Below are 14,928 nucleotides of genomic sequence, written 5' to 3'. Positions count from 1 at the left end.
ATCGATGTTTCCGTAGGAAGCGATACCACTGCACGACCATATCGATGATCATCGGGATCTCCTTTCGTTGCCGCCTCGACAGCGAGGTACCCCATGGTCTCGCTGCCGAACTAGGTAGCCGGGAAATCGATAGTGCGGACACTCTGGTGCCCCAAGTTTGCCAACTCGACTTCGGGGCATACGACACGGGCCAGCAATTCCGCTCGGCGCGGAATATTTCGCGGCACGTTTTCCACGATGAGGACCAGCGAAATTCCAATCGCCGACGGTTCTCCGGAACTGTCGTTATCGTCAGGTACGCAACGTCCGGCACGTATGAAGGAGGAAGCATGGAGTGGCTCTTGGGTCTGCTCGGCGGTGTGGTCGGCGGCGGCATCGGTGGCGCGAAGAACCCGCTCGGCCCGGTGGTGAACGGTGCGGCCGGTGCGGTCGGCGGCGGCATCACCGGCGCGATCATTCAGGCTGCGACCAGCAGCGGTCTCGACTTCGGCCAGATACTCGCCCAGGTCGCTGGCGGCGGCGTTGTCGGCGCGGTGGTGTCCGCGGTGCTCGGCTTCGTCACGAAGGCCAAAGCCGACCAGGCACACTGACCGACCCGTCGATCAGCCATTCGGCACAGCCGATATCCGGTCGAATCGTCTTTTCGAAGTTGCCCGCAAGCGATAGCCATGTCGACCCTTGTGAGGAGTATTTCGATGACACGTTGGAAGCAATCGGTGTCCGCAGCAACGGCGGTATTCGGCTTCGCCCTCGCACTCTGTGCTGGTGTGTTGCTGAGCCCTTCCGCATCGGCGCAGCCCGCCGACGCGAATGCCGCGATAGATTCGCATTACCGGGACAAGGGTGGCGCGTCGTCGCCGCTCGGCCAAAAGATGGGCGAGCCATACGAACTCGGCCCGAACGGTGCGGCACAGGATTACCAGGGCGGCAAGATCATCTATTCGCCCGAGACCGGCGCGAAGGTGATGTACGGCGCCATCCTCGACAAATACCTCTCGTTGGGCGGGCCGACCATCGACATCGGTTACCCGACCAATGACGAATCGGACGCGCCGGTCGCGGGCACGGCCCGCTTCAGTGAGTTCTCGGCGAAGGACGGCGCCACCATCGAGTGGAGCCCGCAGCACGGCGCCTGGCTGGTCCGCGGTCCGATCCGCACGGCATGGTCGCATCTGCGCGCCACCGACGGCGTGCTCGGCAGCCCGGCCACCGACACCATGGTCGCCGACGGTGTCTACTCCCAGTCCTTCCGCGGCCAGAACGGCACCCCGGTCGAGGTGCGCTGGAGCCAGGACGGCGGCTTCGTCACCAACCCGCCCGACATCGCGAGCCAGCTGAGCGGCCTCGACGTCTCCGTTCCCGGTGCGGCGCCCGGCTCGGTGGTCGCGGGCAACGCAGGCGACCAGCACGCGACCGCGCAGGGCAACGACGCGGACAAGGACTCGAACTCGAAGTGGTGGGCACTCCCGGTCGGCCTCGTGATCGCCTGCGCCGCAGGCGGACTCGCCGGTCTCATCAGCGGCGGTTCCGGCGGCGGACGCAAGACGCCCCGCCAGACCACGCCCGCCGCGGCGGGCAGCGCGAGCACACGCACCGCCGCCAACCACGAGACCCTCGGTGGCGCGCACCGGGCCACCCCAAGCGAACTCGGCGGGCGCTCCAGCGGGGCATGACCGCGCCGATACGCTGAAATGTGTTCAGGCAGTGGCCCCGACTGTGCCGTAACGGTCCGGTCGGGGCTCACCTGCCTTCTGGTCACCGACCGACGCATGATGGACCGATGATCACCTGTGTTGTCGAGTACGTCATCGATCCGGCGAAGATCGACTCCTTCGAACGCTTTGCCCGGCGGTGGATGGAGCTGGTCGACCGGCACGGCGGCACGCACCACGGCTACTTCCTGCCGAGCGAGGGCGCCAGCGATAAAGCCATGGCGCTCTTCAGCTTTCCGAGCCTTGCCGCCTACGAGCAGTACCGCACCCGGTTCGGCGTCGACCCCGACTTCATCGCCGCCGACCGGATCCGCGACGAGAGCGGCTGCGTCCTGCGCTACGACCGCACCTTCATGCGCCCACTGCTACCCGATCGGGCAACCTCGTCCGGGCTACCCCACGGCCAGCGTCTTCAGTAGGGCGACAGCGTCTTCCGACGATCCCATCGAGACGGTCCGCGCGGCCCGTCACCGTGAGCCGGATAGCCTCGGTCCGCGTCTCCAACCAATTCACCGAAATTCGCCTGATCGGCGCTACTTACCAAAAGGTGCGTAGCGCCGATCAGCCCCTCCTCATCGAGATGTGCATGCAGGTCGATAAACCTACTTACCGAAAAGTGCGCACCGCGTTGAACATCCACTTACCAAAAAGTACGCACTCCGATAAACACCTACTTACCGAAAGGTGCGTACCACCGATCGGCGCCTACTTACCCCACAGTGCGTACGGCGGAGTATGCGAGTTGTCGAACACGCACTTCCACTCTCGAATGGCGTGTTCACGCTGGAACTGCTGACCCGCATCGACGCACCTACCGTCGGAGTTGTACCAGCCGATAAACCTCCAACCAGCAAGTTCGCCACTCGGAGCCGGTTGGATGTAGCTGCGGGATTCGACCGCATCGGCCGACGTCGAGATTCCGCCGAGCGCCAGGATCGCGAACCCGACCGCCATGACTGCTGCACATCTGCGCATTGTTCTTCCTATCTCACTGAGGGGTAGTCGAACCCAGATACCGACCGATCAGCGGCTGCTGATGATCGGCCTACCCACACCGGTGGAGAGATCGTACGATTCGACGAACATGCGCATGATCAATAACGCGATTCTTAACGTCCGATTAAGGTGAGCGACACGGCAATTCGTTCACCGAGAGTGAAAGCTATTGCCGTGCGCAATCGCATTGGCAGAGCTGTGCCGACGTCGCCGCTCCCGACACCTATCCGAGACAGGCCACCAACACCGCCGCGCTAGCGGCAGCCCGCGACCCCGAGCAGCGCGGGGACATCGATGGAATCCGCTTCCCGTTGCGAGCCTTGGTCGTTGGGGTGCACGTTGTCGTTGCTCGGCGACAGTCCATGAGCCCAGCGGTCCGGGTGCGCCGGATCCGCGACGGCGGCATCGAAGTCGAGCACCGAGTCGAAAATCCCGCTCTGCCTGATGAACTCGTTGACCTGCCTGCGGTTGGCCAGGGTCGTCGGCAGCCCGTAGGTGGTGGCCGGAATCTGGGCGCCTTCGGACGGCGTGAGCGTGACGCCGATGATTTTCAGCCCGCTGCGGTGCGCTTTGTCCGCGATCTGCCGGTAGGCGGCGGTGAGGTCGGCAGGTGAGACGCCCCAGGCGAGGTCGTTCATCCCGAGCATCAGAACCACGGCGCGCACGCCGGGCACCGCCGCGATATCGGCGTCGAACCGCTCGAGCCCGCTGGGACCGCCGATGCCGATGAAGTCGGGTCCGACCAGGTTCGGATGACCGATGCCGGTGAAGTTGAAGCTCAGCGCGGCGTTGACCACGGAAAGTCGGTCACCGCCCGCAGTGGCCTGCAACCTACGGGTCAGCGCGTCCGGCCACCGGCGGTCGGCGTCGAACGTGGTCGCGGGGCTGTTGGTGAACGAGTCGCCGAGCACGACGACCGCGGACGTGCCCGCGGGCGCGAATACGTCGACACCGTCGACGTAATACACCGAATTGGTGTCGTCGGTGAACGCGCCGCCCGCCTCCTCGGCCGCGTGATCACCGCTCAGCGGCGGCGACAAATAGGAGGTGTGGTTGGTCTGCCAGTGATAGGTCGGCGCGAGGTCGAGCCCGCCCGGCACGTGGAAGCTCACGGCGAGCCGATCGAACGGTTGCACCGGCAACGCCACCGGATCGCTGACGACGTCCTGTCCCGCGGGGACCGTCACGTCGCCCGCACCGGCGAACGTCAGCGGCGTGTTCGACCCCGGCTGCAGGCTCGCACCCGAAAGTTGGTGTCCGACATGGACATCGCGGAAGGTCACCGGTGACCCGCCATACCGGTTGCTCAGATGGATCCGCACCGCGGGTCCGGCCGTCTCCGGCACGACGACCATCCGCAAGGTCTGATCGGCAATGGGCCTCGGCACCGTGAGCGGGTAGCTGTCGGTCACGATCGCTGGGTGCTGCGCGTCGACCTGCAAGAAGTGCTGCGCGCCGCCCGGCGGGGCCGTCCACGCGCCGACCCAGCCGGAGCTGGTGCAGGTAACCGCGTCAGGAGCACCGGGATCGGCGGCAGCTGACGGCAGCGCGAGCGCCGTGCATACGACACCGATCGCCAATGCCTTACCGAGCTGTCTGCCATCGAGTTTCGCGCGCATGAATAGTGACATTGTTTAATTCCTTCATCGGGTTACCACTCGGATCAGGAAAAGACGTCGCACAAAGGCGTTGCAAACGCTATCAGACGCAGCATGATTCGCCGTAGCGTGACGTCGAGCACAGTTTCCGACGGAAACTCGAAAGCCCCGGTCGGACAGGCTATTTCAGTGCAGGATTCACCAACTGCACATTTGACCGATCAATGCGCGACGGTGCAACACCCGCCGAATTGTTCGCTTTCTCCCGTTGCGCGGCAATCACTTTATGCCGTGGCTACTTCTTCTTGCCTGCAACAAGCTTGACCGCGGTGGTCCCATGCGCCACCTCGCGCCCACCCTGCCGGAGCGAGGCACGGACACCGGCGGATTCGGCGTCGAACTCCGCGCCGGGCAGGCCCAGGAACGCGCTGCTCACCTGCAGTTTGCTGGACCACGGATGACTCTTGCCATCACAGGCGACATCCACCGGCGCTTCTGCGGACTGCGCGGACTCCCGCTGATACAGGAAGAGCCACAGCGATCCGGTCGGTTCGTCCTCGACGGCCGCACACGTCGCGGTGCCGGACACCGCGACGCCATAAACATCCTTGCCGGTGACTATCGTCTTCTCATTCGTGATCGTCGCCGTCTTCTGAATGGTCACTGTGCTGGCCGCCGACTCGTCGTCGACCGTGTCCGCCGCTCCGACCGGTGCCGTACCGGCAAGTCCGAGCATTACCGCAGCCACCGCGAAGAGAATTCTGGCGGCACCGAGAGCCAGCCGCATTGTTGTCCAACGCATGGGTTCTCTCCGTTCTGTGATGGAATCCGTCCAACCGGTTGCAGCGCCTTCATCAAGCAATGCATTAACGATATTCGGATATAACCGCTAATTCCGGGATGACCGGCCCCGCGCGTCGAGCAAGCACACCCGCCGGGCCTATGCGCACGACAGCAGTTGCGTGACCCCCATCACTCACGCTAGGTTCAGTGCAATGTCACACCGCACTGAGTGACGGTGGCGGCCGGGCGCTTTCCCGGATTCACGCAGATGGAGGCGCACATGTCCGAAACGACCGCAGCAGCGGCGAACAAGCCATGGCACGGGGTGCTGGTGGCGACGACCTTGCCGTTCACCGAGGACCTCGCGGTCGACTACGACGCCTACGCCGAGCACGTGCGCTGGCTGGCGGCCAACGGCTGCCACGGCGTGAGCCCCAACGGCTCGCTCGGCGAGTACCAGACCCTCGACGACGCGGAACGGGCCAAGGTGGTGACCACCGCCGTCGCGGCCGCACCCGCGGGCTTCACGGTGATGCCCGGCGTCGCGGCGTACGGGGCGTTGCAGGCGCGCAGGTGGGCCGAGCAGGCCGCCGACGCGGGCGCGCACGCGGTAATGCTGTTGCCGCCCAACGCCTATCGAGGCGGACGCGACTCCGTCCTCGATCACTACCGCACCGTTGCGCAGGTGGGCCTGCCGATTGTCGCCTACAACAACCCGATCGACACCCGCATCGATCTGACCCCCGACCTCCTTGCCGAATTGCACGGCGAGGGACTGATTGTCGGCGTCAAGGAGTTCACCGGCGATGTCCGGCGGTTCTACGAGATCAAGGAACTCGCACCCGAACTCGATGTGCTCGTCGGCTCCGACGATGTGGTCCTCGAGCTCGGCATCGCAGGCGCAGTCGGTTGGGTGGCCGGCTACCCGAACGCGATCCCCCAGGCCACGGTGGAGCTCTACACCGCGGCGGTGAATCGCGATCTGGCCAAGGCGTTGCCGCTCTACCGCGACCTGCATCCGCTGCTGCGCTGGGACTCCAAGACCGAATTCGTGCACGCGATCAAGCTGTCGATGGACCTGGCCGGACGGCCCGGCGGACCATGCCGCCCGCCGCGCGTCCCGCTCGCCCCCGAACTGGTCGAGCGCATCACCGTCGCGACGCGCGATGCGCTGGCCAAGGGCTACCGGTAGCCGCCGCGCGCGGACCCGCCCGGTGCGCGACCATGACGACGCACCCAGCACATCGGCACGAACGGGAATTGAGGACTAACGCGATGACCGAAACCATGGTCGACCCCGGCCCCGACACCACAGCGGACGAGGTCGACTCGGCAGTCGCCGCGGCGGCGGCCGCGGCGAAACCCTGGGCGGCGCTGGCGCGGCCGGACCGAGCATGGGTGCTCGACGGCATCGCGGACCGGCTCGACGCGCATGCCGCCGAGCTCATCCCGCTCGCCATGCGCGAAACGCGCCTGCCCGCGCCGCGGCTGGCCGGCGAGCTGAAGCGCACCAGCTTTCAGTTGCGGCTGTTCGCGCAGACCGTCCGCGACGGCGGATTTCTCGACGTGCGCATCGACACCGCGGACGCCGAATGGCCGATGGGCGCGCCGCGGCCCGACCTGCGCCGGATGAATATCCCGCTCGGCCCGGTCGTCAACTTCGCGGCGAGCAACTTCCCGTTCGCGTTCTCGGTCGCGGGTGGCGACACCGCCTCCGCGCTGGCCGCCGGGTGTCCGGTGCTCGTGAAAGCCAATCCCGGACACCAAGCACTGTCGCGTGCGGTCGGCGAACTGATCGCCGAGGCGATCGTGGAATGCGGTGCACCGCAAGGCACTTTCGGCCTGATCTTCGGCAGGGAGGCCGGCGTGCGGGCGCTCACGCACCCCGCGATCACGGCCGCGGCGTTCACCGGCTCCACCGCGGGTGGACGCGCGCTGTACGACCTGGCGTGTGCCCGCCCGGTGCCGATCCCCTTCTACGGCGAGCTCGGCTCGATCAACCCCGTGTTCGTGACCGCAGCGGCGGCCCGAGCGCGCGCCGACGAGATCGCCGAAGGACTGCTGACCGCGGTGAGTGCCAGTGCTGGGCAGCTGTGCACCAAGCCCGGGCTGGTTGCGCTGCCCGAGGAAGCGCCGGTGTTCAGCGCGCTCGTCGAGTTGCTCCGCACTCGGCCGGTGCCCACCGGGGAATTGCTCAACGACGCGATCGCGGCGGGTTTCGTCCAGGCGGTTGATCAGGTGCGTGCGCATCCGGCCGTCGAAGTGCTGGCCGGCGGCGGGACGGGCGAGGCGTTGCTCCTCGCAACGACGGCGCGGACCGTGCTTGCCGATCGGGACGGTCTGTTGCGCGAAATGTTCGGCCCGGCAACTCTTCTGGTGAGTTACCAGAACACCGAGGAGCTGCTGGATTTGGCCCGCTCGATGCCAGGTCAGCTCACCGTGTCGGTGTTCGGCGACAGCGCCGATGACACCACCCGTTCGCTCGTCGCCGCCGCGTCGGACACGGCGGGCCGGGTGCTCTGGAACAGCTGGCCCACCGGTCTTTCCGTCACCTACGCCCAGCAGCACGGCGGCCCCTACCCGGCAACCACCACGCCGACCACGACGTCGGTGGGCACCGCGGCCATCACGCGTTTTCTGCGGCCGGTGGTGTACCAGTCGGTGCCCTACGATCTGTTGCCGCTCGAGTTGCGGTCGGACAACCCGCTTTCCGTACCGCGAGCGGTGAACGGGGCACGGCCGCAATGACGCTCGACGTACTGATCATCGGCGGCGGCATGATCGGCTGCGCGCTCGCCGACCGGCTGACGCTCGCCGGTGCGTCGGTACGGATTTGCGAGGCGGGCGGACTCGCGTCCGGCACCACCGCGCACGGTGAGGGCAACGTGCTCGTCTCCGACAAGGGACCGGGACCGGAGCTGGAACTCGCCACACTCTCTCGCCGACTATGGCCCGGGATCCTCGACCGCGTCGCCGATCGGCTACCCGACGAGGTCGCCGCGGTCGAATGGGAACCCAAGGGCGGCATCGTCGTAGCGACCACCGAGGCAGGAGCAGCGGCGCTGGCCGAGTTCGCCGACGGTCAGCGGGCGGCCGGGGTGCAATGCGAGGACCTCGACGCGGACCGGCTCGCCGCCGCCGAACCGGCGCTGACCCGCGACGTCGTGACGGCCAGGTACTACCCCGACGACGCCCAGGTGCAACCCGCGGGCGCCGCCGCCGCATTGATCGGATCCGCACTGGCTGCCGGCGCGATCGTCGAGACCGGCTGCGCGGTCACCGGACCGATCCTGCACGGCGAACGGCTGATCGGGGTGCATACGACCCGGGGACCGCGGCACGCCGACATCGTGATCAACGCGGCAGGCCCGTGGGCGGGGCCGGTGTCGGTGCTGCTCGGCGCTCCGATCGCGGTCAAACCGCGGCGCGGCGACGTGCTGATCACCGCGCCGATGCCGCCGACCGTCTTCCACAAGGTCTACGACGCGGATTATGTAGGAGCCGTTGGCAGTTCGGACGCGGCACTGCAATCTTCCGCGGTCGTCGAGTCCACCCGCGGCGGCCCGCTGCTGCTCGGCTCCTCGCGGCGCCAATGCGGGTTCGACGACCGCATCCGCCCGGACAGCATGGCCGCCATCGCCCGAAAAGCCTTGCGGCTCTATCCCGTCCTCGCCGATGTCGCGATCATGCGCGCCTACGGCGGTTTCCGCCCCTACGTCGACGATCATCTCCCGGTGATCGGACCCGATCCGCGCCTGCCCGGCCTCTGGCACGCCACCGGCCACGAGGGCGCGGGCATCGGACTCGCGGTCGGCACCGCCCAGCTCGTGGCCTCCGCGCTCGCGGGACAGCCGGACGAGGTCGACATCGCCGCCTTCGCGGTCGACCGGCCCGCCGTCATCGGCGTCACTGAACCAGCCGGAGAAAAGATATCGCGTTGAGCAACAACCACCTTCGCACTCGTGCCAGACGAGCACACAACCCGCCGCATCCCGACACGCCTTGTCTGCATCGGCACCCAGAGAGGACATTCCGTTGAGCCCCGAACTCATCCGCGCGGACACCGACCCCGTCGGGCGTAGCGACCGGCCGCTGACGATCACCGTCGACGGTGTCACGATCGCGGGCGTGCACGGCCAGACGCTGGCGTCGGTGCTGTTGGCCGCTGGTCGCTCGCAGTGGCGAACCGCCACCGCCGGCGGTCCGCGCGGCGTCTTCTGCGGTATCGGTGTGTGTTTCGACTGCGTCGCGAACGTGAACGGCATCCCCGATATTCGGCTGTGTCGGCGTCCGGCCCGTGACGGCGATGCCATCGCCACGCAGTCTCGTGCGGACCGGGGTGCGCAATGAGCCGGCATGTCGTGATCATCGGCGGTGGGCCGGCAGGCGCTGCCGCCGCGGAATCTGCGTTGCGCCACGGCGCAACGGTGACGCTCGTCGACTCGAACGAGGCACTGGGCGGTCAGTACAACCGGCGCATCCCGGATGCTTTCGGGGTCAGGCGCCCGCTCAGCATCGGACACGGGTATACCGAGACGGCGCGACGTGCTCGGCTGTTGATCGAACACCCGCGGTGCGAGTATCTGCCGTTGGCATCGGTCTATCAGATCGAGCGGCACCCCGACGGTGGTTGTCCCACAGTGCGATTGCTGCTCGGCATCGAGGGTGACCAGCGCACGCACCGCGTGATCCGTGGCGACGCGTTGGTCCTCGCGACCGGCGCCTACGACCGGGTGTGCCCGTTCCCCGGCTGGGATCTGCCCGGCGTCTACACCGCCGGTGCCGCACAGACTCTCGCGAAAACGCAGCGCGTACTGATCGGGAAGTCCGTGCTGCTCTCCGGCACCGGTCCGTTCCTGTTGCCGGTCGCGCAGTCGCTCGTCGACGGCGGCGCGCACGTGCATGCTGTGCTCGAGGCCAATCCGGGCCGCCGGATCCTGCGGCACTGGGCAGCCCGGCCCTGGGAACTGCGCCACAGCGCAGGCAAGGCGGCCGAGTTGATCGAGTATGTCGCTTGCGGTGTGCGGCACCGGATTCCGCTGCGCACGGGCCGTGCCGTGGTCGCCGTGGCAGGTGACGGCAAGGCCGAGCAAGCCACCATCGCCCAGCTCGACGAGCACTGGACGCCGATCCCCGGCAGCGAAAGCACCGTCTCCGTCGACGCGGTCGCGGTCTCGCACGGCTTCACGCCGCAGCACGAGCTCGCAGTCGCAGCGGGGGCACGACTCACCGCGCACGGCTTCGTGCACGTCGACAGCGCTCAGCAGACCACCGCCGAGAATGTTTGGGCCGCAGGGGAGATCACCGGAATCGGCGGCGCTCAGGTCGCCGCCGTCGAGGGTGCAGTCGCGGGAGTTGCTGCGGCAGGCGCCGACCCCGCCGCAGACCGGCCGCTCCGGGCGCGCCACCGCACCGCCGAGCAATTCGTGGCCAGACTCGCTGCGGCACACCCGATCCGGCCCGGCGTGCTCGGCTGGTCCCGACCCGAGACGGTGCTGTGCCGATGCGAGGGCACCACCCGGGACGACCTGACCACCGCCTGGGCCCGTGCCGCCGGCGATTCCTACCGACCGGCCAAGCTCGCCACGCGCGCAGGCCTAGGCCCTTGCCAGGGGCGTATGTGCGCGGCGAACATCGAGGCGCTCCGTATCGGCGTGTCCGCACATCCTGCCCGAGACGCACCGCTCGCCTGCCAGGACGGCGCGCGGGGCGACCGAAATCCGCAGTCGCCCACGACAACCGCTCCCCCACGCGCGGCATCCCCCATGCCGCAGGGCCTCGCCGCAGCCACCCCCGCATGGCGCCCGCTCGCCGCCCCCATCCGCCTGCGCGAACTCGCCGATCTCGACCACGAAGGACAGTCCTGATGCACAGCAGCATGATCATCTCCGCGATCGACACGCACACCGAGGGGATGCCGACCCGGGTGATCACCGGCGGCATCGGCACGGTCCCCGGCACCACGATGGCCGAACGCCGGACCCACTTCATCGAGCACCTCGACGGACTGCGCAAGCTCCTCGTCAACGAGCCACGCGGCCACGCGGCGATGAGCGGCGCGATCCTGCAGCCTGCCACCACCGATGACGGGCACTACGGTGTGCTGTTCATCGAAGTCAGTGGGCTGCTTCCGATGTGCGGCCACGGCACCATCGGCGTCGCCACCGCGCTCGTCGAGGCGGGCATGGTCCCGGTCACCGAGCCCGTCACCGAGATCCGGCTGGACACCCCGGCCGGACGCGTCGTCGCCTCGGTCGCCGTCAGCAACGGCCACGCCGACGCGGTGACCCTGCGCAATGTGCCCGCCTACTGCGACAGCCTCGACAACGACATCGAGGTCCCCGGTCTCGGCACCGTGCGCTACGACATGGCCTACGGCGGAAACTTCTATGCCATCGTCGATCTCGCCACCCTCGACCTGCCGTTCGACCGTGCCGAGAAGGATCGGATCCTCGCGTCGGGCTTGCGCATCATGCAGGCGATCAACGAGTTTCGCCGCCCCGTGCACCCCGAGGACAAGCAGATCGCCGGGTGCAAGCACGTGCTGTTCCTGGACCCGGCCTCCGAGCCCGCGTACACGCGCCACGCGATGGCCATCCACCCCGGCTGGTTCGACCGGTCACCCTGCGGCACCGGCACTTCCGCACTGCTGGCGCGCCAGCATGCCCGCGGGCTGCTCTCCGGAGATCAAGTGCTGCGCAATGATTCGTTCATCGGCACCACCTTCCACGCGCGCGCCGTCGACACCACCACGGTGGGCGCTGCTCCCGCGATCGTGCCTGCCATCACCGGTCGCGCGTGGCTGACCGGCACCGCCAACTACCTGCTCGATCCGACGGACCCTTTCCCCGAGGGATTCGTCTTCTAACACACCCGATTTCGCGTCCCCTTGACCACCACCTTTGTTTTCCGCACCACCTGAAAGGCAACGACAATGGCTGTCGTAACCCGCCGCCCCCGTCCCCCCATGACCATAAGTGGGGTCATGCGCCGAATGCCGGTGACCGTCGCCGACACCGGCGACTTCAAGAAGAGCATGGGGCTATGGCAGCTGGTCGCGCTGAGCCTCGGCGGATTGGTCGGTGCGGGAGTGTTCTCGCTGGCCGGCGTGGTGGCGAACGAGATATCCGGCCCCGCCGTCCTCGTCTCGTTCCTGATCGCGATCATCGCCTCCGGCGCCGCAGGCCTCTGCTACGCCGAATTCGCGGGCATGGTCCCGAAAGCCGGTTCGGCCTACACCTATTCGTATGTGGCGCTCGGCGAAATCGTCGGCTTCATGATCGGCTGGGACCTGTTGCTCGAGTACACCGCGATCGTCTCGGTCGTCGCCATCGCCGTCTCCGGATACCTGAACTACATCACCCACTACATCGGCTTCGACTTGCCCACCTGGGCGCTCGGCGCACCAGGCACCGGCTCCGGCCACAAAGTGGATCTGTTCGCGGTCCTGCTCTGCCTGCTGCTCGCGTTCCTGCTCTCCCGCGGCACCCGCGAATCCGCCCGCGTGCAAACCGGACTCGTCGCACTGAAGATGGTGATCGTCGCCGTGGTCGTCATCGCGGGCGCCTTCCACATCAAAGCGGGCAACTACACGCCGTTCTTCCCGTTCGGCGTCGGCAGCGCGGTCTCCGGCGCGGCGCTGGCCTTCTTCGCCGTCTACGGCTACGACGCGATGAGCGCCGCCGCAGAGGAGTCCAAGGACGGAAAACGACTGCTGCCCAAGGCGATCCTGATCAGCCTCGGCATCGCCTCGGTGGTTTACCTGCTGGTCTGCCTCGTCATCGTCGGCATGGTCAACTACACCGACATCACTGTCAGTTCGCCGTTCTCCAGCGCGTTCGATTCCGTCGGGTTGGGCATCCTCGGCCTGGTCATCGCGGTCGGCGCGGTGGTCGGCGTGACCACCTCCGCCTTCGCCAACATGCTCGCCGTCACCCGCGTCGGCTTCGCGATGAGCCGCGACGGGCTGCTGCCGTCCTACTTCGGCAAGAGCAGCCTCACCCGCAAGGTGCCGACCAGGGTGATCTGGCCGGTCGGCATCGTCTCCGCGCTCATCGCCGGGTTCCTGCCGATCCGGGAGGCCGCCGAACTCACCAACGTCGGCATCCTGATGGCGTTCATCGTCGTCGCGGTCGGCGTGCTGCGGCTGCGCCGGACACGCCCGGACGCGGATCGCGCATTCCGCACCCCGTTCGTGCCGCTGGTCCCGCTGGTCGGCATCGGCTTCTCGATCTGGCTGATCAGCCACCTCGACTGGGTCACCTGGCTGCGGTTCCTCGTCTGGCTGGCCCTCGGCTTGGCACTGTACTGGGGCTTCGGCTATCGGAACTCGAAGCTGAACACCTCGGAGAGCTAACTATGCTGGTGGCCCCGGGCCCGCCCACAGGAGAAACGCGGAGCGCATTGATGATTGAGCGGTTGGATACGGTCAAGCGACAGACCTTGCGTGATCACGTCTCCGACGCGTTGCGTGCCGCGATCATCTCCGGTAAGCTCGAGCCCGGGGCGCTCTACTCGGCGCCGTGGTTGTCGGAACGCTTCGGGGTCTCCGCGACCCCGGTGCGCGAGGCGATGCTCGATCTGGTCAAGCAGGGGCTGGTGACCTCGGTGCCGAACAAAGGTTTCCGCGTCACCGAGACCTCCGACGAGGACCTCGATGCGATCGCCAAGATCCGCATGCTGCTCGAGCCGCCGAGCGTCCGCGCGATCGTCGACCTCATCCCGGCCGCCGACGTCCCCGGACTCCGGGCGCAGGCTGACAAGATCGTCGAGGCCGCCAAGCGCGGCGACCTCGTCGAATACGTCGACGCCGACCAGCGCTTCCACCTCATGCTGCTCGAGTACTGCCGCAACCCGCGCCTGTCCCAAATCGTCAGCGACCTGCGCGCCCAAACCCGCCTCTTCGGCCTGGCCGCCCTGGTGGCCCGCGGCGAACTCGAACAGTCCGCCCAAGAACACCACACCATCATCGACCTCATCGAGCGCAACCAAGGCGAAGAACTCGAACTCTTCCTCCGCAAACACATCGGCCACGTCCGCGGCATCTGGGCCGCCGGAAACGCCCCAGACCACCACATCACCTAGCCCCCCATCTCGGTATGTGGGACTGGGTGGGCGGTTTCGTGCTGAGGGGGCACTGGTGGCGGGGCCTTCTCGAGCGATGCCGCCACCAGTGCCTCGTGATCAATTGACCAAATGCTGAAGAGGCTGGCCGGGGGCAGCCTTCTGCTATACGAGGGGCTCCAACTACCGCCGCGCAACCTTGCGACGGGCACGGCTAGGGTTGGGGGTCTATGGCTATCAGCGCGACACTGCACACCTTTGCCGTTCACCTGGCCGATGTTGACCGCGGGGTTTACGAGGAGTTGGAGTTGCGGGTGGCGCGGCATCCTTCCGAGACCGACGAGTTCATGGTGACGCGGCTGCTGGCCTACTGCCTCGAGTACGAGGAGGGGATCACGTTCAGCGAGGGTGGTGTGTCTGCGACCGATGAGCCCGCCGTGCTGGTGCGCGATCTGACCGGACGGATCACCGCGTGGATCGAGGTCGGCGCGCCGGACGCGGAGCGGGTGCATCGCGGGAGCAAGTTGGCGGGGCGAGCCGCCATCTATACCCATCGCGACCCGGTGAAGGTCCTAGCCCAGTTGGCAGGCAAGCGAATTCACCGCGCCGAGGACATCCCGCTCTACAGCTTCGACCGCGACTTCATCGCCGCTGCGGTCGCCGCCCTCGAACGCCGCAATACCGCAACACTTTCCATCACCGAGCGCGCTCTGTACCTCGACCTCAACGGCACCACCCTCAGCACCCCGATCGAAGCACACCGCCTCGTCTGATCA

At 67.3% G+C, this 14,928-nt stretch carries 14 protein-coding genes; 12 read left to right on the top strand and 2 right to left on the bottom strand.

Annotation, left to right across the window (positions count from 1 at the left end):
• Positions 1-329: 329 nt before the first annotated feature.
• From ACGFNJ_RS18130 to ACGFNJ_RS18120, 3 genes are all read left to right on the top strand, one after another.
• Positions 330-590 (top strand): hypothetical protein, encoded by a 261-nt coding sequence (locus tag ACGFNJ_RS18130; RefSeq protein WP_393448841.1) that lies wholly within the window; start codon positions 330-332, stop codon positions 588-590.
• Between the two features lie 105 nt (positions 591-695).
• Positions 696-1,673, top strand: coding sequence for an LGFP repeat-containing protein (locus ACGFNJ_RS18125; protein WP_393448838.1), 978 nt, complete (start codon positions 696-698; stop codon positions 1,671-1,673).
• 107 nt (positions 1,674-1,780) lie between these two features.
• Positions 1,781-2,131, top strand: coding sequence for an NIPSNAP family protein (locus tag ACGFNJ_RS18120; protein WP_393448835.1), 351 nt, complete (start codon positions 1,781-1,783; stop codon positions 2,129-2,131).
• Between the two features lie 831 nt (positions 2,132-2,962).
• Here ACGFNJ_RS18120 and ACGFNJ_RS18115 read toward each other — a convergent pair.
• Both ACGFNJ_RS18115 and ACGFNJ_RS18110 read right to left on the bottom strand, forming a co-directional pair.
• Positions 2,963-4,339, bottom strand: a complete 1,377-nt coding sequence (locus ACGFNJ_RS18115; RefSeq protein WP_393448832.1) for a GDSL-type esterase/lipase family protein — start codon at positions 4,337-4,339, stop codon at positions 2,963-2,965.
• Between the two features lie 262 nt (positions 4,340-4,601).
• A complete protein-coding gene (locus ACGFNJ_RS18110; protein ID WP_393448829.1) occupies positions 4,602-5,108 on the bottom strand; it encodes a hypothetical protein in 507 nt (168 codons plus the stop codon).
• A 261-nt stretch (positions 5,109-5,369) separates the two neighbouring features.
• Here ACGFNJ_RS18110 and ACGFNJ_RS18105 point away from each other — a divergent pair, with 261 nt between their 5' ends.
• The 9 genes from ACGFNJ_RS18105 (at position 5,370) to ACGFNJ_RS18065 (ending at position 14,925) form a co-directional block, all read left to right on the top strand.
• The gene (locus ACGFNJ_RS18105; protein ID WP_393448827.1) at positions 5,370-6,281 is read left to right on the top strand and encodes a dihydrodipicolinate synthase family protein; all 912 of its coding nucleotides are present in this window, start codon (positions 5,370-5,372) and stop codon (positions 6,279-6,281) included.
• Positions 6,282-6,364: 83 nt separating this feature from the next.
• The gene (locus tag ACGFNJ_RS18100; protein WP_393448824.1) at positions 6,365-7,837 is read left to right on the top strand and encodes an aldehyde dehydrogenase (NADP(+)); all 1,473 of its coding nucleotides are present in this window, start codon (positions 6,365-6,367) and stop codon (positions 7,835-7,837) included.
• On the top strand, positions 7,834-9,030 hold the full coding sequence (locus ACGFNJ_RS18095; protein ID WP_393448821.1) for an NAD(P)/FAD-dependent oxidoreductase: 1,197 nt from the start codon (positions 7,834-7,836) through the stop codon (positions 9,028-9,030). The genes ACGFNJ_RS18100 and ACGFNJ_RS18095 overlap by 4 nt, the downstream gene beginning before the upstream one ends.
• Positions 9,031-9,124: 94 nt before the next feature.
• Positions 9,125-9,439 (top strand): (2Fe-2S)-binding protein, encoded by a 315-nt coding sequence (locus tag ACGFNJ_RS18090; protein WP_393448818.1) that lies wholly within the window; start codon positions 9,125-9,127, stop codon positions 9,437-9,439.
• Positions 9,436-10,956: an FAD-dependent oxidoreductase gene (locus ACGFNJ_RS18085; protein ID WP_393448815.1), complete on the top strand. Its 1,521-nt coding sequence runs from the start codon at positions 9,436-9,438 to the stop codon at positions 10,954-10,956. Before ACGFNJ_RS18090 ends, ACGFNJ_RS18085 begins: the two co-directional genes overlap by 4 nt.
• Positions 10,956-11,957, top strand: coding sequence for a proline racemase family protein (locus tag ACGFNJ_RS18080; protein ID WP_393448812.1), 1,002 nt, complete (start codon positions 10,956-10,958; stop codon positions 11,955-11,957). The genes ACGFNJ_RS18085 and ACGFNJ_RS18080 overlap by 1 nt, the downstream gene beginning before the upstream one ends.
• A gap of 99 nt (positions 11,958-12,056) precedes the next feature.
• Positions 12,057-13,445 carry an amino acid permease gene (locus tag ACGFNJ_RS18075; RefSeq protein ID WP_393448809.1) on the top strand — a complete coding sequence of 463 codons (1,389 nt, stop codon included), beginning with the start codon at positions 12,057-12,059 and terminating at the stop codon, positions 13,443-13,445.
• Between the two features lie 50 nt (positions 13,446-13,495).
• Complete coding sequence (locus tag ACGFNJ_RS18070; RefSeq protein ID WP_393448806.1) at positions 13,496-14,173, top strand: GntR family transcriptional regulator; 678 nt, start codon at positions 13,496-13,498, stop codon at positions 14,171-14,173.
• A 209-nt stretch (positions 14,174-14,382) separates the two neighbouring features.
• A complete protein-coding gene (locus ACGFNJ_RS18065) occupies positions 14,383-14,925 on the top strand; it encodes a YaeQ family protein (RefSeq protein WP_393448803.1) in 543 nt (180 codons plus the stop codon).
• Positions 14,926-14,928: the final 3 nt, after the last annotated feature.

It is taken from the genome of Nocardia sp. NPDC049149, from assembly GCF_043197455.1.
In the GTDB taxonomy this organism is placed as follows: Bacteria; Actinomycetota; Actinomycetes; order Mycobacteriales; family Mycobacteriaceae; genus Nocardia.
The sequence above is the reverse complement of the archived record's forward strand: the minus strand, read 5'-3'. Positions and strand labels throughout refer to the sequence as shown.